The sequence below is a fragment of the Pseudomonas sp. SWRI154 genome (assembly GCF_014268645.1).
Taxonomy (GTDB): domain Bacteria; phylum Pseudomonadota; class Gammaproteobacteria; order Pseudomonadales; family Pseudomonadaceae; genus Aquipseudomonas; species Aquipseudomonas marvdashtae.
In genome coordinates this window covers 37,372-59,900 of sequence record NZ_JABWQW010000023.1, presented here as the reverse complement: position 1 = coordinate 59,900, position 22,529 = coordinate 37,372, and the positions used below count along the sequence as shown (strand labels likewise).

Here is a 22,529-nt window from a genome sequence, read left to right as displayed (position 1 = left end):
TCCTCCCGCTATTTCGCTTGTCCGGTGTGGTAGGGCATCGATCGATCAGAACGGTTTGTCGAAGGTGATCTTCGGCTCTTTCCACGGCCCCTTGACGTCATATCTTACGCTGGCAAAACGCGCCACGCGGTCGCCGATCAGTTTGTCGATCAGAAACAACGCCCCGCCCACTGCCGGTGCGCCAACAATCAGCGCGGCAATCGGCAGGTTGTTGGTCACGGGCAAGGTCACCAGCAGCTTGGCGTCGACCCGGTCGGCGACCATATCCAGCGTTCCGTTGAGCTCAAGATTGCTCGAAGGGCCCGTCAGGGTGATGGGCTCGCGCGTCACGTAGACACCGTTGCTCGCCACCAGCACCCCCTTGACCCGGTCGTAGCTCAAGCCCTTGCCAAACAGATCGGAAAAATCCAGGCGCAAGCGCCGGCCAATCGAGTTGAAATTCAGCAGGCCGAACACCCGCAAAGCCTGGGCACTGCCCTCAACCTCAACGAATTGCCCCTTGTTGAGCGACGCATCGAGGCTGCCGGAAAAGCGTTTAGTGGCGGCCCACGCGGGCGAGCCGGGCCAGCGGCCATCGACATCCAGGCGGAACTCCTGACTGGTCACGCTCGGCGCGTATCCCCACCCTTTCAGCACATCGGCCAGATTCTTGCCTTTGATACGGCCCTTGTACCAACTGCTGGTGGAACCGGGCGGTCCTTCCCAGGAGCCATTGCCATTCAAGACCATGCCCTTGAGACCCATATCCAGATCATTCAGCGCGATTCCCTTGCCTGTGGGACGCACTTTCAACGACCAGGCGCCGATCAGGTCCGGCCCTTGGAACAGTTGGTCGATAGCGATATCCATGGCCGGAATTTGGCTGGGATCAACCGACGCAAGCGGGTCCGGGGCGTTTTCGTCGGTCTGAACCGTTGGGTCCGCGGCCGGCAGGCGAACATAGTCCAGCTTGATGCCGATCGGAGCGGCTTTCGCATCTGGCAAATTGACGCTGCCCTTGGCCTGCTGGCTATCCAGCCGCATGGCCCAAGCGTCCGGCTTGCGGTCCAGTTGCACCGACGCCTGGTCCAGCGTCGTGCCCATGGCAGTAAGCTTGCCGACTTTCAGGTCGGCGCTGCTGAGGACTTGCCGGGCGCTACCGCCCGGATCCTGACCGGCGTATTTGCCAACCAGTTCCTGCCAAGGACTCACGTCCAGTTCAGACAGTGTGCCGCGCAATCGCAGCCCCTTGGCGCCAGGCAGGATCGCATCGCCCATGCCCAACAACAATTCGCCGCGACCGTCAGCGAATTTCCCACTCGGTGCCGCATAAGTAAAACTGGCCAAGTCGCCGTAATTGACCCAATACCGCCGCTCCGGTCCTTGCAAAGTCATGCGAAACACTGTGTCGCGACCAACATCCGCTGCCATGCCGAAAGGTGCCGGCAGGTCTACGGCCACGCCCTTGAGGCTGGAACTGACCGACAACTGGCTGTCGGCACCGTCCAGGATCACTTGCAACTGGTAGGGCACGACACCGGATACCGGCAACGGCTGGGTGACATTCAACCAATGGGTGAGTTTCTTGATTTCTACCTGCCCGGACGCGGCGACCCGGGTGTTGAGCGCACCGGCACGGCCCTCGGCGAAAATCTGCGCGGTCACGGGGCGGTCGAACGCCCGGGCCGCGATGTTCTTGCCACTCAGCCCCTTGCTGCTGTCGAAACGGAAATCGCCTTTGAGCTGGGTCAATTCCAGCGCTGGTTCGCTGAGCTTGAGCCGGGCCTTGTCGGTGGAAAAGTCCACCAGGATCTTCGGTTCCTCGCCCTTGACCAGCGGGATATCGAGCTTCACGTTGCCTTGCAGGTCGCCCTCGCCTTCCCAGCCAGCAAACGTCTCGGCGGTGCCGATCGGCGCGGTCTGGAGGATTTTCAGCCCATCACCCAACCCGCCGGCGAAACCGCCGTCCAACAGCAGGTGAGAACTCTGCCCGCTGGGTACGTGAGGGATGTTCACCGCGATGTCCTTGACCTGCGTGTTCAGCAGTTGCCCTCCGCTGGCGAAGATGCGTACGCCGCTGTCTTCGACGAACACATCACCGCTGACCTTGCTGACCGAAGGCCAGCCCGGCTGGAACGCCAGCTCGGCGTCATGCACCTTGAAAAACAGGCTGATGCTGCGGTCCGCGTCCCCGGCACTTTTATTCAGCGAGCCTTGGTACTGGAAAAAACCCTCGTCCACCGCACCCTTGACGATGGCCGTGCGCAACCATTCGTCCAGCGCCGGGCTGAGGACGGCCGGCAGGTACTTGGCGGTGTAGCGCCCGTCACCGTCCACCAGGCCGACCCGCAGGTCCATGTAGTCTTCCTGGCTGTGGTCCAGATGCAGGCGGATCAGGAAATCGCCAGCAATTCGGCCTTCCTCGCCCAGCACCTTCAGATACGGCGCGATCAGGGTGAACGTCTGCTTGTCGAGCTTCCAGGTCAGCCGGGCGTTGGCCTGCTGATATTGCCAAGGCTTGGCAAAGATCGGGTCCAGGTGCAGGGAGAAATCCTTGCTGTCCATGCGCAGCTCGCCACCGCCGAGGTCGCCGCTGAGGCTGCCCGACACGTTGCGCGCCGCTGGGGCACCGCGATAGGCATCAAAGCCCACGGTGTCCAGGTTGGTCGCAAAGCTGATTTTCTGGTCACCGGTGTTTTGTGGTCGAAAGTCCACCAGGACGTTGCGCAGGCCACCGGTTACCTTGAGCCGGTCGATTGTCGTGGCAAGGCCTTCGGGCAACGGCGCCAGGGCATTGAGCAGCGGCGTGAGCGGTGTCAGGTCGAGGCGATCGGCCTGCAAATGCCAGCGTTCCTGTGCCTTGTCGGTGACGTCACTCTGCTGCAAATGGAGACGCGATTCCCAACGGGTCTCGCCCAGGTTCATTGCCAGCGTGTCGAAGGTCGCGGTGAGTCCCTGGCTGCTGCGCTGGAAATATGCGTTGAGCGCCAGGTTGTGGATCCGCACCGGTTTGCGGTCGGCATAGGCGCCCTGCAGCTGCGGCGCATTCAAGCGCATGGCCGCGCTTTGCACCGTGCCCTGGCCCCAACTGAGCCAGAACTCGCCACCGGCCTTGATCTCGGAAAAATTCCATTGCCGGGTCAGGCGCTTCGGCAGCCATTTGGACCAGTCGCTTTGCGGCAGGCTCAAGTAGGCATCCGCCTCGCCATTCTTCCAGTCGCTGGCGCGAATGCGGGTACGCAGATTGATCGCCACGGGCTGGCCGTCCGGCAACGTCAGGCGCGCGTCCAGGCGCTGGCGGGCGCTGCCGGTGCGCAAGCTCAGGCCGACGTAGGTCAGGCTCAACGGAGGATGATCCACCGGCTGCAAAGTGACCTGGCTGTCGAGCACCGACAGCTTCGAAACCATCTGCATCCGATCCAGCAATTGCTGTGGATCGAATGGCTGGTCGTCCCGCACCGGCAGGCCTTCCAGCGCCCATTTGCCGTCGGCGCCTTCCTTGAGGCTGATCTTCAGGCCACTGATTTCCAGATGAGCGATGCGCACCTGGCGCGTCAGCAGGCTGTCCCAGAGGTTTGGCACGGCCCTGACCTGATCGAGGTGCAAGGCATTCGGCCCCTCCCCAACCACCACGTCGCGCGCGGCCAGTATCGGCGCCAGGGCACTCCAAGTGCCTTCAAGGCTACCGACATGCACGGGTATGCCCAACGCTTCGCTGGCCCGAGTCTCGACTTCGCTGCGGTATTCGGCCACCAGCGGGACCAGCTCCCGGCCGAGGCTGACGTATAACGCGAGCACCACCAGCAGCAGCGCGCACAGGCCCAGCCCCCAGCGTGTCAGCGTCGCCAAAAGGCGTGTCAGACGCTCCATGTCAGCAGTCCCCCCTGGCAAAGGCATTCAATTGCGCGGCCTTGCCATCCATGCGACTTCAGAGCAACACCACGTCGTATTGTTCCTGGGAATACATGGTTTCCACCTGGAAGCGAATCGTGCGGCCGATAAAGGCTTCCAATTCCGCGACGTTGCCGGACTCTTCATCGAGCAGGCGGTCCACCACTTTCTGGTTAGCCAACACTCTATAGCCCGTCGCCTGGTAGGCGCGTGCCTCGCGGAGAATTTCCCGGAAGATTTCGTAACACACCGTTTCCGGAGTCTTCAGCTTGCCTCGCCCCTGGCAACTGCTGCAGGGTTCGCAAAGCACCTGTTCAAGGCTTTCGCGGGTGCGCTTGCGAGTCATCTGCACCAGGCCCAGCTCAGTGATGCCGATGATGTTGGTCTTGGCGTGATCGCGCTCGAGTTGTTTTTCCAGGGTACGCAGCACTTGGCGCTGATGCTCTTCATCTTCCATGTCGATGAAATCAATGATGATGATTCCGCCCAGGTTGCGCAGGCGCAGTTGCCGGGCGATGGCCGTGGCCGCCTCTAGATTGGTCTTGAAGATAGTTTCTTCGAGGTTGCGATGGCCGACAAACGCCCCGGTATTGACGTCAATGGTGCTCATCGCCTCGGCCGGGTCGACCACCAGGTAACCGCCAGACTTGAGCGGCACCTTGCGTTCAAGGGCGCGCTGGATTTCGTCTTCTACGCCGTACAGGTCGAAAATCGGCCGTTCGCCAGGGTAATGCTCGAGGCGGTCGGCGATTTCGGGCATCAGCTCGGCGACGAACTGGGTGGTCTTCTGGAACGTTTCCCGGGAATCGATGCGGATTTTCTCGATCTTGGGGCTGACCAGGTCCCGCAGGGTCCGTAGCGCCAGGCCAAGGTCTTCGTAGATCACGCTGGGCGTGGCGATGGTCTTGATCTGCACGGCGATCTGGTCCCACAGCCTTCGCAAGTAGCGGATATCCATCAGGATCTCGTCGGCGCCGGCGCCCTCGGCGGCGGTGCGCAGGATGAAACCACCGGCCTCCTTGATCCCTTCTTTTTCCACGCAGTCGCTGACGACCTTCTTCAGACGCTCGCGCTCGCCTTCGTCTTCGATCTTCAGGGAAATGCCGACGTGGGCAGTGCGTGGCATGTACACCAGGTAACGCGACGGAATGGACAACTGCGTGGTCAGCCGCGCGCCCTTGGAGCCAATAGGATCCTTGGTGACCTGCACCACCAGGCTCTGGCCTTCATGCACCAGCGCGCTGATGCTTTCCACCGCCGGCCCTTCGCGCATGGAGATTTCCGATGCATGGATGAACGCTGCGCGGTCCAGGCCGATGTCGACGAACGCCGCCTGCATGCCCGGCAACACCCGTACCACCTTGCCCTTGTAGATGTTGCCGACAATGCCACGCTTTTGCGTGCGCTCGACATGGACTTCTTGCAGGACGCCGTTTTCAACCACCGCCACGCGCGATTCCATCGGCGTGATGTTGATCAGGATCTCTTCACTCATGGCAGGGTCTCGTTCAGGCGTATTCACGATTATGGCCGCATCAGTCAGACGGCGCTCAGCGCGCGCTCAAGGTTTGCCAACAGGGTATGCCGAAATGGCCGAGCAGCTCGAAGGTTTCGCACAGTGGCAGGCCGACCACGGCTGAATAACTACCTTCCAGCCCGGCGACGAACACCGCGCCCAGGCCCTGGATACCATAGCCGCCCGCCTTGTCCCGGGGTTCGCCGCTGGCCCAATAGGCGAGCGCTTCCTGTTCGGTGATGGGGCGAAAGCGCACCCGGCTGCGAACCACCCGGGTTTCGCAGTGCTGGCCGTCCACAACGGCAATGGCGGTCAGCACTTCATGGTCGCGACCGGACAGGCTCAGGAGCATCGACAGGGCGTCAGCCTGATCCACTGGCTTACCGAGAATCCGTCCCTGCAGCACCACTGCGGTGTCGGCCCCGAGCACGCAGCCCTCGACGCCAGACGCCAAGGCGTGTCGCCCGGCCTCGGCCTTGCCACGCGCCAGGCGTTCGACATAGGCCGATGGGGTTTCCTGATCGAGGGGAGTTTCGTCGATGTCCGCGCTGATGGCGGTGAAAGGCACGCCGATCTGCGTAAGCAGCTCACGCCGACGCGGCGAACCTGAGGCGAGGTAAAGCGGTTTCATCAAGACATCTCCCTTCCAAGGTGCGGGCCAATGCCTGACCGAATCAGTTGATTTTGAAACGCAGGCGCAAGCCACGCAAACCGAAGCTTATCCACGGCCAGAGCAAGGCACTGACCAAGGCCGGCAGCACCAGCGCCAGGGTCGGCTGACGATTGCCGGTCAACGCGCTGAGCCATAGCTGTACCAGCTGCGCCAGGCCAAAGATCACCAGGATCACCAGGCACTGTTGCCACATCGGGAACATCCGCAGGCGTTGTTGCAGCGACAGCACCAGGAAAGTGATCAGCGTCAGGATCAATGCGTTCTGCCCCAGCAACGTGCCGTAAAGCACGTCTTCGGCCAAGCCAAGGCACCAGGCGGTGACCATGCCGACCTTGTGCGGCAAGGCCAACGCCCAGAAGGCCAGCAACAGGGCCAGCCACAGTGGCCGGAGGATCTCCATGAACTGCGGCAGCGGCGAAATGCTGAGCAGCAGGCCGATGGCGAAAGTCAGCCAGACTATCCAGCCGTTACCGGATCGAGTACTGCTCATTCTTCTCGTGCTCCCCTAGTGGCGGGCGTCGAGGCCGGCGGTTTGGCTGCAGGTCTTGCAGGCTGGGTCGCCGGCTGATGGGCGGCTGGACGGGCGGGGGTCGCGGCGGGCGCGGCCGAGGGCGTCGTGGCCGGGGGCGTGGCAGCGGGCGTCGCCGCTTGAGGCTTGGACACCGTGGCCGGAACAGGAACAGGTGCTGGCGCGGCCGGAGCGGTCGACTCGCCACCCTGCCGGTCTTGGACTTCCTGGGCCACCGCCGCATCGTTGGCGCGCTCTTCAGGCGTGCGATTGTCGCTGAAAACCAGCAGCAGATAGCGACTGCGGTTCAACGCGGCCGTCGGCACTGCCCGCACGATCGCGAACGGCTGGCCGGAGTCATGGATGACTTCCTTGACCGTCGCCACCGGATAACCGGCCGGGAACCGCTGGCCGAGGCCGGAACTGACCAGCAAGTCGCCTTCCTTGATGTCGGCGGTGTCCGCCACGTGGCGCAGCTCCAGGCGTTCCGGGTTGCCGGTACCGCTGGCAATCGCCCGCAAGCCGTTGCGATTGACCTGCACGGGAATACTGTGGGTGGTATCGGTCAGCAGCAGGACACGGGACGTATAGGGCATCAACTCCACCACCTGGCCCATCAGGCCACGGGCGTCGAGCACCGGCTGGCCGAGGACCACGCCGTCGCGCTCACCCTTGTTGATGATGATGCGATGGGTGAAGGGGTTGGGATCCATGCCGATCAACTCGGCCACTTCGACCTTCTCGTTGACCAGCGCCGAAGAATTGAGCAACTCACGCAGCCGCACGTTCTGCTCGGTGAGGGCCGCCAGCTTCTGCATGCGTCCCTGCAACAGCAGGTTTTCGGTCTTGAGTTTTTCGTTTTCGGCGACCAGTTCGGTCCGGCTGCCAAACTGGCTGGCGACACCTTGCCACAAGCGCTGCGGCAGGTCGGTGATCCAATAGGATTCCATCAACACCAGCGACATCTGGCTGCGTACAGGCTTGAGCAGCGTGAAGCGGGCATCGACCACCATCAACGCGACCGACAGCACGGTCAGCACCAGCAGGCGCACGCCCAATGAGGGGCCTTTGGCGAAAAGCGGTTTAATAGGCCGCTCCTCCCAGGCAAATGTTTTCTTTATTCATACGGTATCAAACCGGCCTGGATACGAATGACAGAAGATAAACGCCAACGGGCAGCACTGCAAAGTGCTACCCGGGCGCAAACAACATAGACCACTCAGCCAGACTTATTCGCTGGAGAGCAGGTCCATGGTGTGCTTGTCCATCATTTCCAGCGCACGGCCACCGCCGCGGGCAACGCAGGTCAACGGGTCTTCGGCAACGATCACCGGCAGGCCGGTTTCCTGGGCCAGCAGCTTGTCGAGGTCACGCAACAGCGCGCCACCACCGGTCAGCACCAGGCCGCGCTCGGCGATGTCCGAGGCCAACTCCGGCGGCGACTGCTCCAGGGCGCTCTTGACGGCCTGGACGATGGTCGCCAGCGACTCTTGCAGCGCTTCGAGGACTTCGTTGGAGTTGAGCGTGAACGCCCGTGGAACGCCTTCGGCCAGGTTGCGACCGCGTACGTCGACTTCACGCACTTCACCGCCCGGGTAGGCCGTGCCGATTTCCTGCTTGATGCGCTCGGCGGTGGATTCGCCGATCAGGCTGCCGTAGTTGCGGCGCACGTAGGTGATGATCGCTTCGTCGAAACGGTCGCCGCCCACACGCACGGACTCGGCGTAGACCACACCGTTGAGGGAGATCAAGGCGATTTCAGTGGTACCGCCACCGATGTCGACAACCATCGAACCGCGCGCCTCTTCCACCGGCAGGCCGGCACCGATGGCAGCGGCCATTGGCTCTTCGATCAGGAACACTTCGCGGGCACCGGCACCGAGGGCCGATTCACGGATGGCGCGACGCTCCACCTGGGTGGATTTGCACGGCACGCAGATCAGCACACGAGGGCTGGGCTGCAGGAAACTGTTTTCGTGAACCTTGTTGATGAAGTACTGCAGCATCTTTTCGCAGACGCTGAAGTCGGCGATCACGCCGTCTTTCATAGGGCGAATGGCTGCAATGTTGCCCGGCGTACGGCCCAGCATGCGCTTGGCTTCCGTACCGACAGCCACGACACTCTTCTGGTTACCGTGGGTGCGGATGGCCACGACCGAGGGTTCATTCAGGACGATACCGCGCTCGCGCACGTAAATAAGGGTGTTGGCAGTGCCCAGGTCGATGGAAAGATCGCTGGAAAACATGCCACGCAGTTTCTTGAACATGGGAAAGGGACCCTAGGCAACGCGTGGGTAAAAAAGTGCGGCAAACTCTAACAACGACAGGGATTTTGGGCAAGGCGCCAATATGTTAAATTGGCCGCTTTTCTGTGCACCAAACCCCACAATCGCGGGTATGGACCCGTAGAAATGCGGTAGTGTTCCGACAATCTAACACACGGACAGACTGCGTCCGTTTTGTTTTCCACTGGAGAATCCCATGGCGCTTGAACGCTCCGACGTGGAAAAAATCGCTCATCTGGCCTGCTTGGGCCTCAATGAAGCCGATCTTCCACACATTACTGCTGCCCTGAACAGCATTCTAGGGCTGGTCGACGAGATGCAAGCGGTCGATACCGACGGTATCGAGCCGCTGGCCCACCCACTGGAAGCCAGCCAGCGCCTGCGCGCCGACGTCGTCACCGAGTCGAATAATCGCGAGGCCTACCAGTCCATCGCACCTGCGGTCGAAAACGGCCTGTACTTGGTTCCGAAAGTCATCGACTAAAGGGAAAGAGCCTCTCATGCATCACATGACCCTGGCCGAGATCGCCCGCGGACTCGCCGATAAAAAGTTTTCTTCCGAAGAGCTGACCAAGACCCTGCTGGCGCGCATCGCCCAGCTCGACCCGCAGCTCAACAGCTTCATCAGCCTCACCGAAGAACTGGCCCTGAGCCAGGCCAAGGCCGCCGACGCCCGCCGCGCCAACGGCGAGAGCGGCGCCCTGCTCGGTGCGCCGATTGCCCACAAAGACCTGTTCTGCACCCAGGGCATCCGCACCAGTTGCGGTTCGAAGATGCTCGACAACTTCAAGGCACCGTACGACGCCACCGTCGTCGCCAAGTTGGCCGCCGCCGGCACCGTGACCCTGGGCAAGACCAACATGGACGAATTCGCCATGGGTTCTGCCAACGAGTCGAGCTACTACGGCGCGGTGAAAAACCCGTGGAACCTGGAACATGTCCCAGGCGGTTCGTCCGGCGGTTCCGCCGCCGCCGTGGCCGCGCGCCTGTTGCCCGCTGCCACCGCCACCGACACCGGCGGCTCGATCCGCCAGCCGGCGGCGTTCACCAACCTCACCGGCCTCAAGCCGACCTACGGTCGCGTCTCGCGCTGGGGCATGATCGCCTACGCCTCCAGCCTCGACCAGGGCGGCCCGCTGGCGCGCACCGCGCAAGACTGCGCGATCCTGCTGCAAGGCATGGCCGGCTTCGACCCGAACGACTCCACCAGCATCGATGAGCCGGTGCCGGACTACAGCGCCAGCCTCAATGGTTCGCTGCAAGGCCTGCGCATCGGCGTGCCGAAGGAATACTTCGGCGCCGGCCTCGACCCACGCATCGCCGAGCTGGTTCATAACAGTGTCAAAGACCTGGAGAAGCTCGGCGCGGTCATCAAGGAAATCAGCCTGCCGAACATGCAGCACGCGATTCCCGCGTACTACGTGATCGCCCCGGCGGAAGCGTCCTCGAACCTGTCACGCTTCGACGGCGTACGCTTCGGCCATCGCTGCGAGAACCCGGAAAACCTGATTGACCTGTACAAACGGTCCCGTGGCGAAGGCTTCGGCGCCGAAGTGCAGCGCCGGATCATGGTCGGCGCCTATGCGCTGTCCGCCGGCTACTACGATGCCTACTACCTCAAGGCGCAGAAAATCCGTCGCCTGGTGAAGAACGACTTCATGGCCGCCTTCAACGAGGTCGACATCATCCTCGGCCCGACCACCCCGAACCCGGCCTGGAAGCTCGGTGCCAAGAACAGCGATCCGATAGCCGAGTACCTGGAAGACGTCTACACCATCACCGCCAACCTCGCCGGCTTGCCGGGCCTGTCCATGCCGGCCGGCTTCGTCGACGGCCTGCCGGTGGGCGTGCAGTTGCTCGCGCCGTATTTCCAGGAAGGCCGCCTGCTCAATGTCGCTCATCAGTACCAGCTGAACACTGATTGGCACACCCGCACCCCCACCGGCTTCTGAGGAGAAACACATGCAATGGGAAGTCGTGATCGGGCTGGAGATTCATACCCAGCTCACCACCCGATCGAAAATCTTTTCCGGTAGCTCGACCACATTCGGTTCCGAGCCCAACACCCAGGCCAGCCTCGTCGACCTGGGCATGCCCGGCGTACTGCCGGTGCTCAACGCCGAAGCGGTGCGCATGGCGGTGATGTTCGGCCTGGCGATTGATGCCGAGATCGGCCAGCACAACGTGTTCGCCCGCAAGAACTACTTCTACCCGGACCTGCCCAAGGGCTACCAGATCAGCCAGATGGAACTGCCGATCGTCGGCAAGGGCCACCTGGACATCGCCCTGGAAGACGGCACGGTCAAGCGCGTCGGCATCACCCGGGCGCACCTGGAAGAAGACGCCGGCAAGAGCCTGCACGAAGAATTCAACGGCGCCACCGGCATCGACCTGAACCGTGCCGGCACGCCGTTGCTGGAAATCGTCTCCGAGCCGGACATGCGCAGCGCCAAGGAAGCCGTGGCCTACGTCAAGGCGATCCATGCACTGGTGCGCTACTTGGGCATCTGCGACGGCAACATGGCCGAAGGCTCGCTGCGCTGCGACTGCAACGTGTCGATCCGGCCCAAGGGCCAGGTCGAGTTCGGCACCCGCTGCGAGATCAAGAACGTCAACTCGTTCCGTTTCATCGAGAAAGCGATCAACACCGAGATCCAGCGCCAGATCGAACTGATCGAGGACGGTGGCAAGGTCATCCAGCAGACCCGCCTGTACGACCCGAACAAGGACGAGACCCGTCCGATGCGCAGCAAGGAGGAAGCCAACGACTACCGTTACTTCCCCGACCCGGACCTGCTGCCGGTGGTCATCGAGGACTCGTTCCTCAATGACGTACGCGCCACCCTGCCGGAACTGCCGCCGCAGAAACGCGAGCGTTTCCAGGCACAGTTCGGGCTGTCGAGCTATGACGCCAACGTCCTGGCCACCAGCCGCGAACAGGCCGATTACTTCGAGAAAGTCGTGAGCATCGGCGGCGACGCCAAGCTGGCGGCCAACTGGGTGATGGTCGAGTTGGGCAGCCTGTTGAACAAGCAGGGCCTGGAAATCGACGAGTCGCCGGTCTCCGCCGAGCAATTGGGCGGCATGCTGCTGCGGATCAAGGACAACACCATCTCCGGCAAGATCGCCAAGATGGTGTTCGAAGCCATGGCCAATGGTGAAGGCAGCGCCGACGAGATCATCGAGAAGCGCGGCTTGAAGCAGGTCACCGACACCGGCGCGATTTCCGCCGTGCTCGATGAAATGCTCGCGGCCAACGCCGAGCAAGTCGAACAGTACCGCGCGGCAGACGAAGCCAAGCGCGGCAAGATGTTCGGCTTCTTCGTCGGCCAGGCCATGAAAGCCTCCAAGGGCAAGGCCAACCCGCAACAAGTCAACGAACTGCTCAAAAGCAAGCTCGAAGGCTGATGGCCATGGAGCCAGTCTTGCGGTCTGGCTCATACCCCTGTGGCGAGGGAGCTTGCTCCCGCTGGGTCGCGAAGCGGGCCCCAACAATCTGCTGCCAGATTCAGGGGGCTGCTGCGCAGCCCAGCGGGAGCAAGCTCCCTCGCCACGATTATTCTCACCACCACACTGATGTGGAATCCCTTACATGAAGCGTCTCTTTGGCGCCTGCGCCCTGCTGTCCCTGCTGGCCGGTTGCGCCAGCCAGAGCGGGACGGTTGATCCACACGGCTACGACCAGACCGGCGTCGCCTCTTATTACGGTGCCAGGCACCATGGCAAGCGCACCGCCAGCGGCGAGCGTTTCGACCAGCACGGCCTGACCGCCGCCCATCGCCAGTTGCCGTTCGGCACGCGGGTGAAAGTCACCAACCTGAAAAACAACGACAGCGTCGTGGTGCGCATCAACGATCGCGGGCCGTATACCCGCGGTCGCTTGATCGACGTTTCACGCGCCGCCGCCGAACAATTGGGCATGCTGCGCAGCGGCACCGCGCGGGTGCGCGTGCAAGCCCTCGACGATTGACAGACGGAGCCCGGCCATTTCCCTGATCACTGCTTTACCGCTGCTCAGCCTGATCGAATTGTTTGGCGCACTGCTGTTGCTGATCGCCGGCGCCGAGCTGCTCGTACGCGCCGCCGTCGGCCTGGCGGCCCGCTTGCAGGTGCGGCCGCTGATCATCGGCCTGACCGTCGTCGCCTTCGGCAGCAGCGCGCCGCAGATGGCTGTCAGCCTGCAGGCAACCCTCGCCCAGAACGCCGACATCGCCGTGGGCAGCGTGATCGGCAGCGGTATCTTCAACATCCTGGTAACTCTCGGCCTGTCGGCATTGATCATCCCGCTGCGCGTCTCGCGTCAGTTGGTGCGGCTGGATATTCCACTGATGATCGGCGCCAGCCTGCTGGTGTACGTGCTGGCCTGGAACGAAGAGCTGAACCGCTTGGACGGCGCACTGCTGCTGATGGCCCTGGCGGTGTACCTGGGCCTGCTGCTGCGCCAGTCCCGGCATTCGGGGCGACCGCATCCGGTGGGCGTGGACGTGGCCCGCATGTCATGGCTCAAGAGTTTGATGATGATCGTGTCGGGTCTGACGATGCTGGTTTTCGCCGGGAACCTGCTATTGGGCGCCGCGGTGGAAATGGCGAGCGACCTGGGACTGTCGGAGCGCATCATCGGCCTGACCATTGTCGCCGTCAGCACTTCGCTGCCGGAACTCGCCACCTCGCTGATCGCCGCCCTGCGCGGCCAGCGGGACATCGCGGTAGGCAACGTGATCGGCAGCAACCTGTTCAACCTGCTCGGCGTGCTGGGCGTGACCGCCCTCGCCGCCCCGTCGCCGCTCTCGGTCTCGCCCAATGCCCTGGACTTCGACTTGCCGGTGATGCTCGGCGTGGCGGTGTTGTGCCTGCCGGTGTTCTATTCCGGCTATCGCGTCACCCGCGCCGAGGGCCTGCTGTTCCTGGGGCTGTACCTCGCCTACGGACTGCACGTGGTGTCGTTCACCACCGGCATGCCATTGGCCGGCCAACTGGAACGGCTGATGCTGTTCTACGTACTGCCCGCCCTGTTCGCGTTCCTGCTGTTCACGTCCTCGCGCGCCTGGCGCCGCCAACATCACAAGAGGGATTTACCATGACCGACACGCCAAAGACCGGCCTCGACATGCGTCGCCAAGTCATGGGCGACGCCTTCGTCGACCGTGCCCTGGGCAACGCCACCGAATTCACCCAGCCGCTGCAGGACTTCGTCAACGAGCATGCCTGGGGCAGCGTCTGGAGCCGCGAAGGCCTGCCGCTGAAAACCCGCAGCCTGATTACCCTCGCCGCCCTCACCGCGCTCAAATGCCCGCAGGAACTCAAAGGCCACGTGCGTGGCGCGCTGAACAATGGCTGCACGGTGGAGGAGATTCGCGAAGCGCTGCTGCACTGCGCGGTGTACGCGGGCGTGCCGGCGGCGATCGATGCGTTCCGGGCGGCGCAGGAAGTGATCGATAGTTATCAGAAGCCTGAGTGACCGGGCGATTGAAGGCTAGATCCACCCACCCCACTGCAACACAAAAATCCCCAGGTTGGTGGTAATCGCCGCCATCAGCGTGGTGATGACAATGATCGCGGCCGCCAGTTCATGGTTGCCATTCGCCGCCCGGGCCATGACGAAGCTGGCGGCGGCGGTGGGGCTGCCGAAGTAGAGGAACAGAATTCCCAGTTCCGCCCCACGAAAGCCCCAGAGCCAGGCGCCCAAGGTCGTCACCAGCGGCAGGCCGACCATTTTCACCAGGCTCGAACTCAGGGCCATCTTGCCGCTCTTGCGCAAGGCCGCCAGCGACAACGTGCCACCGATGCAGATCAGCGCCAGCGGCAAGGTCATTTGCGCCAGGTACTTGGTCGACGTCTCGAACCAGTTTGGCAGACCGATCTGCCAATAGGCGAAAGGCGCGGCGACGATCACGCTGATGATCAACGGGTTGCTGATCACACTTTTGCAGATGCTCCACGGGTCGGACTTGATCACCGGGCTGTAGACCGCCAGCACAATGGTCGACAGCGTGTTGTAGAACAGGATCACCAACGCTGCGAGGATCGCGCCCAGGGAAATTCCGTAGTCACCGTACATGCTCGCCGCCAGCGCCAGGCCGATGACCCCGTTGTTGCCGCGAAACGCACCTTGGGTGTAGATGCCGCGATCTTCCCTCGGGCAACGCCAGATCGCCCAGCCCCACGCCATGGCGAAACTCACCAGGGTAGCAATCGAGAAATAGATCAGCAGGTCGGGTTGCAGCGCTGCGTGCAGGTCGGCGTGCAAGATGCCGAGGAACAACAACGCCGGCATGGTGACGTTGAACACCAGGGACGAGGCGATGTGGATGAAGTTGTCGTTGATCCAGTAGATGCGCTTGAGCAACGTCCCCAGGAACAGCATGGCAAACACCGGCGCGGTGATGTTCAGGGTTTCGAGGAAAATTGCCAGCATGCCGGGGACCTTGAAAGGGTGTCGTTAGGTGGCTAATGATAAGCCACTTTCCCACTGATCGTTCCCACGCTTTTGCGTGAGAACGATCCACGACAACGCTATATCAAGTAATCGGCGCTGGGTTGAACAACGTGATGTCGTTGTACAGCTTGTGCCGCTCGGCCCAGGTTTGCTTCTTGCCGCTGGCCACGTCCAGGTAGTAGTGGAACAGCTCCCAGCCCAACTCTTCGATGGTCGCCCGTCCAGTGGCGATCCGGCCGGCATCGATGTCGATCAAGTCCGGCCAGCGCTGGGCCAGTTCGGTGCGGGTCGAGACCTTCACCACCGGCGCCATCGCCAGGCCATACGGCGTTCCGCGACCGGTGGTGAACACATGCAGGTTCATCCCCGCCGCCAGTTGCAGCGTGCCGCAGACGAAATCGCTGGCCGGCGTGGCACAGAAGATCAGGCCCTTTTGCTTGAACCGCTCGCCCGGGCCGAGCACGCCGTTGATCGCGCTGCTGCCAGACTTGACGATCGAGCCCAGGGACTTCTCGACGATGTTCGACAACCCGCCCTTCTTGTTGCCCGGCGTGGTGTTGGCACTGCGATCGGCTTCGCCTTTGGCCAGGTAACGGTCGTACCAGTCCATTTCGCGCACTAGCTCCTCGGCGACTTCGCGGGTTTGCGCCCGGGAGGTCAGCAGGTAGATCGCATCACGTACTTCGGTGACTTCGGAAAACATCACCGTCGCACCGGCCCGCAACAACAGGTCCGAGGCATAGCCCAGGGCCGGGTTAGCGGTGATGCCGGAAAACGCATCGCTGCCGCCGCACTGCATGCCCAGGATCAGCTCCGAAGCGGGCACGGTTTCGCGACGACGTTGGTCGAGCTTCTTCAGGCGCGTCTCGGCCAGTTCCATGATCTGCTCAATCATTTCAGTGAAACCGTGACTGGAATCCTGCAAGCGATACAGCCAGGGCTCGCTGAGGTCCACCGAGCTGTCGCCCTCATGCATCACCTGGCCGGCCTGCAATTTCTCGCAGCCCAGGCTGATCACCAGCGCTTCGCCACCCAGGTTCGGGTTGCGCGCCAGGTTACGCACCGTGCGGATCGGGATGTACGCGTCGGTGGCGGTAATCGCCACGCCGCAGCCATAGCTGTGGGTCAGTGCCACCACGTCATCGACGTTCGGGTACTTGGGCAGCAACTCGTCCTTGATGCGCTTGACCGCATGGTCCAGCACCCCGGTCACGCACTGCACCGTGGTGGTGATACCGAGGATGTTGCGCGTGCCGACGGTGCCATCGGCGTTGCGATAACCCTCGAAGGTGTAGCCCTCCAGCGGCGCATCGGCCGCCGGCACATCGGTGGACAGCGGCAAGCTGTCCAACGGCGGCGCGGTGGGCATGCGCAGCTGGTCTTCCTTGACCCAGCTGCCACGGGGGATCGGTTGCAGCGCATAGCCAATGACCTGGCCGTAGCGAATCACCTCGCCGCCCTCGGGAATGTCCTCCAGGGTGACTTTGTGGCTTTGTGGCACGAAGTCCACGGTGACCAGGCCGTCCGGGAATTCAGTCCCGGCCGGTACGCCTTGGTCGTTGACGACGATCACCACATTGTCCCGCTCGTGCAGGCGGATGTAACGGGGCGAATCGGCATGTTCAATCAGATTCATCGACACCGCTCCTCAGGGTTTGGCTTCAGACAGGCTGGAGAGACCGGCATCCTTGGCCGCAGGTTCCTTGAGCACCACACGCTTGATCGGGCCCACGATAACCAGATAACTGAACACCGCCATCAGCGCGTTGCAGCCGACAAACACCAACGCCCATTTGAACGAGCCAGTGGAACTGATGATGTAGCCGATAACGATTGGCGTGGTAATCGACGCCAGGTTGCCAAAGGTGTTGAACAGGCCACCGCTCAAGCCGGCGATCTGTTTTGGCGACGTATCGGAGACCACGGCCCAGCCGAGTGCGCCGACACCTTTACCGAAGAACGCCAGGGCCATGAAGCCCACCACCATCCATTCGATGTCGACGTAGTTGCACGCCACGATGCTGCTGGATACCAGCAAGCCGGCGATGATCGGCGCCTTGCGGGCGAAGGTCAGCGAGTGGCCCTTGCGCAGCAGGTAGTCGGAAATCACCCCGCCCAGCACGCCGCCGATGAAGCCGCAGATCGCCGGCAAGGACGCGATGAAACCGGCCTTGAGGATGGTCATGCCACGTTCCTGCACCAGATACACCGGGAACCAGGTCAGGAAGAAGTAGGTGATGCCGTTGATGCAATATTGGCCCAAGTAAACGCCGAGCATCATGCGATTGGTCAGCAATTGGCGGATGTAATCCCACTTCGGACCGTCGGTTTTCTTATCCTTGCCCTTGTCCTGGTCCATATCGACCATCGCGCCGTTGGCGGCGATGTGATTGAACTCGGCTTCGTTGATCATTGGGTGCTGACGCGGACTGTAGATCACTTTCAACCAGATCAGCGAGAACACGATGCCGATCACGCCCATCACGATGAACACGTGCTGCCAGCCGAAGCGATAAACGATCCAGCCCATCAGCGGTGCGAACAACACGGTGGCGAAATACTGCGCCGAGTTGAAGATCGCCGAGGCGGTGCCGCGTTCCGCGGTAGGAAACCACGCGGCGACGATCCGTGCGTTGCCCGGGAAGGACGGCGCTTCGGCCAGCCCGACCAGAAAGCGCAGCATGAACAGCGCAACCACGGCCGTGGACATGCCGAATTCACCGACATAGCCTTGCAGCACGGTGAACAGCGACCAGGTGAAAATGCTCAAGGCATAGATTTTTTTCGAGCCGAAACGGTCGAGCAGCCAGCCGCCGGGAATCTGCCCGGCCACGTAGGCCCAGCCGAAAGCGGAGAAGATATAACCGAGGGTGACGGCATCGATGCCGAGGTCTTTTTGCAGGCTGGAGCCCGCAATTGCGATGGTGGCGCGGTCGGCATAGTTGATCGTCGTCACCAAAAAAAGCATGAGCAGGATCAAATAGCGGACGCGGGTCGGCTTGGTCTCTTGCATGTAATTACTTCCACTATTTATTTTTATACGGGAATCAATTTATGCGTTCGACGCCGGTGTCCGGCGCCGAACGGTGTTGCGTTTTTACGAACCGATGTAAGAGGTCTTCACCACGGTGTAGAACTCTTGCGCGTAGCGACCTTGCTCACGCGAACCGTAAGACGAACCTTTGCGCCCGCCGAACGGCACGTGGTAATCCACGCCAGCGGTCGGCAGGTTGACCATCACCATGCCTGCCTGGGAATGGCGCTTGAAGTGGTTGGCGTATTTCAACGAGGTGGTGGCGATACCGGCCGACAAACCGAACTCGGTGTCGTTGGCCATCGCCAGCGCCGCCTCGTAGTCAGCCACGCGCACAACGTTGGCCACCGGGCCGAAGATCTCTTCACGGCTGATGCGCATCGAGGCTTCGCTGTCGGCGAACAGGGTCGGCGCCAGGAAGTAACCTTCGGTATCGCAGGTCACCACGCCGCCACCACTCACCAGCCGCGCACCTTCGCTCTGGCCGATGTCGATGTACTTCAAGTCCTGGTTCAGCTGGGCTTCGGAAACCACCGGGCCGATATCGGTGCCGGCTTTCAACGCATGACCGACCTTGATCGACTGCATGCGCTCGGCCATGGCCGCGACGAACTTGTCGTGGATGCCAGCGGTGACGATCAGGCGGCTCGACGCCGTGCAACGCTGGCCGGTGGAGTAGAACGCGCTCTGCACCGCCAACTCGACGGCCTGCTTGAGGTCGGCGTCGTCGAGGATGATCTGCGGGTTCTTGCCGCCCATCTCCAACTGGACCTTGGCCTGGCGCGACACGCAATTGACCGCGATCTGCCGACCTACGCCCACGGAACCGGTGAAGCTGATGCCGTCGACTTTCGGGCTGTTGACCAGCACGTCGCCGACCACACGGCCGCTGCCCATCACCAGGTTGAACACACCGGCCGGGAAACCGGCACGGGAGATGATTTCGGCCAACGCCCAGGCGCAACCGGGCACCAGCTCGGCGGGCTTGATCACCACGCAGTTGCCGTAGGCCAGGGCCGGGGCGATTTTCCACGCGGGAATGGCAATCGGGAAGTTCCACGGGGTGATCAGGCCGATCACACCCAGGGCCTCGCGAGTGACCTCGACGTTGACGCCCGGACGCACCGACGGCACGTAATCGCCCGACAGGCGCAGGCATTCACCGGCGAAGAATTTGAAGATGTTGCCGGCGCGGGTCACTTCGCCGATGGCTTCAGGCAGGGTCTTGCCCTCTTCCCGGGCCAGCAGTTGGCCGAGTTCTTCACGGCGAGCGAGGATTTCGCTGCCGACTTTGTCCAGCGCATCGTGACGGGCCTGGATGCCCGAAGTCGACCAGGCCGGGAACGCGGCGCGGGCGGCGTCGATGGCGGCGTTGACTTGGGCTGCGTCAGCCTTGGCGTATTCACCGATGACATCGGACAAATCAGATGGGTTGATGTTGGCGCAATAGTCAGCACCGGCCACCCATTGACCGTTGATGTAGTGATCGAAACGCTTTGAATCTGCCACGGAGCTACTCCTATTACAAAACCTGTCTAGGAACGCTGGGCGTCCCTGTACGCAAAAAGCCGCTGATTGCTCAGCGGCTTTGTCGGGTCTGTTACTGCTTGCCTTGCTTGTCGATCAGCGCGGCCAGGGCTTCGTATTCTTCTGGCAGCAGGTCGGTCAGCGGCGTGCGCACAGGACCGGCGTCGTAGCCAACGATTTTCGCACCGGCCTTGACGATGCTCACCGCGTAACCGGCCTTGCGGTTGCGGATGTCCAGGTATGGCAGGAAGAAATCATCGATGATCTTGCCAACGGTTTCGTGATCTTCGCGGGCAATGGCGTGGTAGAAATCCATCGCGGTTTTCGGGATGAAGTTGAACACCGCCGAGGAGTAGACCGGAACGCCCAGGGCCTTGTAGGCCGCGGCGTAGACTTCGGCGGTCGGCAGGCCGCCCAGGTAGCTGAAACGGTCGCCGAGACGACGACGGATCGACACCATCAATTCGATATCGCCCAGGCCGTCCTTGTAGCCGATCAGGTTCGGGCAACGCTCGGCCAGTTGTTCCAACTGAGTGGCGTTCAGGCGGCAGACGTTGCGGTTGTATACCACGACGCCGATTTTCACCGATTTGCACACGGCTTCAACGTGGGCGGCTACGCCGTCCTGGCTGGCTTCGGTCAGGTAGTGCGGCAGCAGCAACAGGCCCTTGGCGCCCAGGCGCTCGGCCTCCTGAGCGTATTCGATGGCCTGGCGGGTCGCACCGCCAACACCGGCAAGGATCGGCACGCTGGTGGCGCAGGTATCGACGGCGGTCTTGATGACTTGCGAATACTCACTGGCGGCCAGGGAGAAGAATTCACCGGTGCCGCCCGCTGCGAACAATGCAGAGGCGCCATACGGGGCCAGCCACTCGAGGCGCTTGATGTAGCTGTCGCGATTGAAATCGCCATTGGCAGTGAAATCGGTGACCGGGAACGACAGCAGGCCAGACGAGAGGATGGACTTCAGTTCTTGTGGATTCATTATTCGAACACCCTGGACGCAAATGTTGTGTTGTAGGAAACGGTTCAGCTTCGTTGAGAAGTTGTAAGTCATCGTACAACCTAAAACAGGAACGTCAACTGCATTTCGTCTTTTGTCGGGTCCTGGCCCAGGGGAAATCGCCTTGCAGCCTTGCGTACTGGGGCTTTGAAGGAAATTGAAAGACGGATGAAACTTGCCGGACAAGCATCAGGACCGCTCGTCGTCACTGTCAACTCTGCCAGTAGGCGCCGTTGCGGCATGGGGGCATAACTCGCGTACGGCCGCGCCATGCCTGGCCGAAGTTCGTTTCTCAATTTTTTTTGTGAGCCGCCCGTACGCGACGATCAGGGCCGCCTCACAGGGAGTGACATCATGGAAACATATGTGGAGCCAACCGTTCAGAACCACCCAAAAGACACATCCACAGGGACAGTCAAAATCAGCCTGTCAGCGCTGCAAGAAAGTGGACTCACCGTTGTGATTGCGGGAAAGCAAACAGTACCTCTATACGACGATGCCTTTTTGATACTGGGTCCCAACGGGGAAAAACCTGAGTGGACGGGGGTACGTGGATCATTGGTAGACATGAAGGACCCTGAAAATCCCCAGCAAAAAACCGAGAACACTTTGATGACTTTGCCCAAGGAGGCCTTGAAAAAGTACGTAGGCAAAGAGGTCCAACTACGCTATCAGACATATGGTGAGTCAGAGGAATACAGGTACTCCAAGCCGCTAACGCTGAAGATCCAGCCGTAAGCTCTTGTCTGCATATCTGCACGTCAGATCGGTACAAGGATCCGAAGTCAAACAAAGCGCCTTTGTGGCGAGGGAGCTTGCTCCCGCTCGGTTGCGCAGCAACCGCCATCAATCTGGGGCCGCTTCGCAGCCCAGCGGGAGCAAGCTCCCTCGCCACAACAGCATTCTCGCTACCCCGGCAGTGAGCGATTCAGCCCTGCGCCTGAGCCTCTTCATGAGCCTGGCGCAACCGTTCGCGGCTGTTGGTCAAATGCAAACGCATGGCCGCTCGGGCCGCGTCGGAGTCCTGGCGGGCGATGGCTTCGTAGATTTCCTCGTGCTCGCGGCTCAGGCGATCCATGTAGTGCTGGTGGTCGTCGTGGGCCAGGCGCGCCGAGTTCAGCCGGGTGCGCGGGATAATGCTGGTGCCCAGGTGGGTCATGATGTCGGTGAAGTAGCGGTTGCCGGTCGACAGCGCAATTTCCAAATGGAAGGCAAAGTCCGAAGCCACGGCATCACTGGCGTGGGCCGCGCTTTCGTTCAAGGCGTCGAGTGCCGCGCGCATCGCGGCAAGTTGCTCGTCGCTGCGGCGTTGTGCTGCCAGGCCAGCCGACTCCACTTCCAGGCTGATACGCAATTCCAGGATCGCCAGCACATCGCGCAACGTGACCACCGTCGCCGGGTCGATGCGAAAGCCACTCGGGCTGGGCGTGTCCAGCACGAAGGTGCCAATGCCATGGCGGGTTTCCACCTGGCCGGCCGCCTGCAAGCGCGAAATCGCCTCACGCACCACCGTGCGGCTGACGCCATGGGCTTCCATGATCGCCGACTCGGTGGGCAGTTTATCGCCGCGCTTGAGCAGGCCGTCACGAATCTGCTCGGACAGCACCGTCACCAGCTCCTGCGCCAGGCTGCGGCGCTTACGAGGAAGACGTGGGACGTCGATCGGGTTTTCCATGG

General features: G+C 62.0%; 19 protein-coding genes. 7 read left to right on the top strand and 12 right to left on the bottom strand.

Annotated elements, in window-relative coordinates:
* Positions 1 to 45 precede the first annotated feature (45 nt).
* The 6 genes from HU806_RS19365 to mreB all read right to left on the bottom strand — a co-directional run bounded on the left by HU806_RS19365 (position 46) and on the right by mreB (position 8,834).
* Positions 46 to 3,849 (bottom strand): YhdP family protein, encoded by a 3,804-nt coding sequence (locus tag HU806_RS19365; RefSeq protein ID WP_186613394.1) that lies wholly within the window; start codon positions 3,847 to 3,849, stop codon positions 46 to 48.
* A gap of 58 nt (positions 3,850 to 3,907) precedes the next feature.
* A complete protein-coding gene (rng, locus tag HU806_RS19360; protein WP_186613392.1) occupies positions 3,908 to 5,365 on the bottom strand; it encodes a ribonuclease G in 1,458 nt (485 codons plus the stop codon).
* A 55-nt stretch (positions 5,366 to 5,420) separates the two neighbouring features.
* Complete coding sequence (locus HU806_RS19355; RefSeq protein ID WP_186613391.1) at positions 5,421 to 6,017, bottom strand: Maf family protein; 597 nt, start codon at positions 6,015 to 6,017, stop codon at positions 5,421 to 5,423.
* Between the two features lie 43 nt (positions 6,018 to 6,060).
* Positions 6,061 to 6,549 (bottom strand): rod shape-determining protein MreD, encoded by a 489-nt coding sequence (gene mreD / locus HU806_RS19350; RefSeq protein WP_186613389.1) that lies wholly within the window; start codon positions 6,547 to 6,549, stop codon positions 6,061 to 6,063.
* On the bottom strand, positions 6,546 to 7,655 hold the full coding sequence (gene mreC, locus HU806_RS19345) for a rod shape-determining protein MreC (RefSeq protein ID WP_186613468.1): 1,110 nt from the start codon (positions 7,653 to 7,655) through the stop codon (positions 6,546 to 6,548). The genes mreD and mreC overlap by 4 nt, the downstream gene beginning before the upstream one ends.
* A gap of 141 nt (positions 7,656 to 7,796) precedes the next feature.
* Positions 7,797 to 8,834: a rod shape-determining protein MreB gene (gene mreB / locus HU806_RS19340; protein ID WP_002555108.1), complete on the bottom strand. Its 1,038-nt coding sequence runs from the start codon at positions 8,832 to 8,834 to the stop codon at positions 7,797 to 7,799.
* 214 nt (positions 8,835 to 9,048) lie between these two features.
* On the opposite strand from mreB, the gene gatC reads away from it, so the two are divergent.
* The 6 genes from gatC (at position 9,049) to HU806_RS19310 (ending at position 14,310) form a co-directional block, all read left to right on the top strand.
* Entirely contained in the window at positions 9,049 to 9,336 is a 288-nt protein-coding gene (gene gatC / locus HU806_RS19335) for an Asp-tRNA(Asn)/Glu-tRNA(Gln) amidotransferase subunit GatC (RefSeq protein WP_186613387.1), read from the top strand.
* A 16-nt stretch (positions 9,337 to 9,352) separates the two neighbouring features.
* Positions 9,353 to 10,804: an Asp-tRNA(Asn)/Glu-tRNA(Gln) amidotransferase subunit GatA gene (gene gatA, locus HU806_RS19330; RefSeq protein WP_186613385.1), complete on the top strand. Its 1,452-nt coding sequence runs from the start codon at positions 9,353 to 9,355 to the stop codon at positions 10,802 to 10,804.
* Positions 10,805 to 10,814: 10 nt separating this feature from the next.
* Positions 10,815 to 12,260 carry an Asp-tRNA(Asn)/Glu-tRNA(Gln) amidotransferase subunit GatB gene (gene gatB, locus HU806_RS19325; RefSeq protein ID WP_186613383.1) on the top strand — a complete coding sequence of 482 codons (1,446 nt, stop codon included), beginning with the start codon at positions 10,815 to 10,817 and terminating at the stop codon, positions 12,258 to 12,260.
* Between the two features lie 184 nt (positions 12,261 to 12,444).
* Positions 12,445 to 12,822, top strand: a complete 378-nt coding sequence (locus HU806_RS19320) for a septal ring lytic transglycosylase RlpA family protein (RefSeq protein ID WP_186613381.1) — start codon at positions 12,445 to 12,447, stop codon at positions 12,820 to 12,822.
* Between the two features lie 49 nt (positions 12,823 to 12,871).
* Positions 12,872 to 13,933, top strand: a complete 1,062-nt coding sequence (locus tag HU806_RS19315; protein WP_186613466.1) for a calcium/sodium antiporter — start codon at positions 12,872 to 12,874, stop codon at positions 13,931 to 13,933.
* Positions 13,930 to 14,310, top strand: a complete 381-nt coding sequence (locus HU806_RS19310) for a carboxymuconolactone decarboxylase family protein (RefSeq protein ID WP_003177973.1) — start codon at positions 13,930 to 13,932, stop codon at positions 14,308 to 14,310. Before HU806_RS19315 ends, HU806_RS19310 begins: the two co-directional genes overlap by 4 nt.
* A 15-nt stretch (positions 14,311 to 14,325) precedes the next feature.
* Here HU806_RS19310 and HU806_RS19305 read toward each other — a convergent pair whose 3' ends face one another.
* The 5 genes from HU806_RS19305 to kdgD form a co-directional block, all read right to left on the bottom strand.
* Positions 14,326 to 15,267 carry an AEC family transporter gene (locus tag HU806_RS19305; protein ID WP_186613379.1) on the bottom strand — a complete coding sequence of 314 codons (942 nt, stop codon included), beginning with the start codon at positions 15,265 to 15,267 and terminating at the stop codon, positions 14,326 to 14,328.
* Positions 15,268 to 15,370: 103 nt separating this feature from the next.
* Positions 15,371 to 16,924: a galactarate dehydratase gene (garD, locus tag HU806_RS19300; protein ID WP_186613377.1), complete on the bottom strand. Its 1,554-nt coding sequence runs from the start codon at positions 16,922 to 16,924 to the stop codon at positions 15,371 to 15,373.
* Positions 16,925 to 16,936: 12 nt separating this feature from the next.
* The gene (locus tag HU806_RS19295) at positions 16,937 to 18,301 is read right to left on the bottom strand and encodes an MFS transporter (protein WP_186613375.1); all 1,365 of its coding nucleotides are present in this window, start codon (positions 18,299 to 18,301) and stop codon (positions 16,937 to 16,939) included.
* Positions 18,302 to 18,385: 84 nt separating this feature from the next.
* On the bottom strand, positions 18,386 to 19,831 hold the full coding sequence (locus HU806_RS19290) for an aldehyde dehydrogenase family protein (RefSeq protein ID WP_186613373.1): 1,446 nt from the start codon (positions 19,829 to 19,831) through the stop codon (positions 18,386 to 18,388).
* A gap of 91 nt (positions 19,832 to 19,922) precedes the next feature.
* On the bottom strand, positions 19,923 to 20,834 hold the full coding sequence (gene kdgD, locus HU806_RS19285; RefSeq protein ID WP_186613371.1) for a 5-dehydro-4-deoxyglucarate dehydratase: 912 nt from the start codon (positions 20,832 to 20,834) through the stop codon (positions 19,923 to 19,925).
* A gap of 372 nt (positions 20,835 to 21,206) precedes the next feature.
* Between kdgD and HU806_RS19280 the strand changes: the two genes are divergently transcribed.
* On the top strand, positions 21,207 to 21,590 hold the full coding sequence (locus HU806_RS19280; protein WP_186613369.1) for a hypothetical protein: 384 nt from the start codon (positions 21,207 to 21,209) through the stop codon (positions 21,588 to 21,590).
* Positions 21,591 to 21,780: 190 nt separating this feature from the next.
* Here HU806_RS19280 and HU806_RS19275 read toward each other — a convergent pair whose 3' ends face one another.
* The gene (locus HU806_RS19275; protein WP_186613367.1) at positions 21,781 to 22,527 is read right to left on the bottom strand and encodes a FadR/GntR family transcriptional regulator; all 747 of its coding nucleotides are present in this window, start codon (positions 22,525 to 22,527) and stop codon (positions 21,781 to 21,783) included.
* Positions 22,528 to 22,529 lie beyond the last annotated feature (2 nt).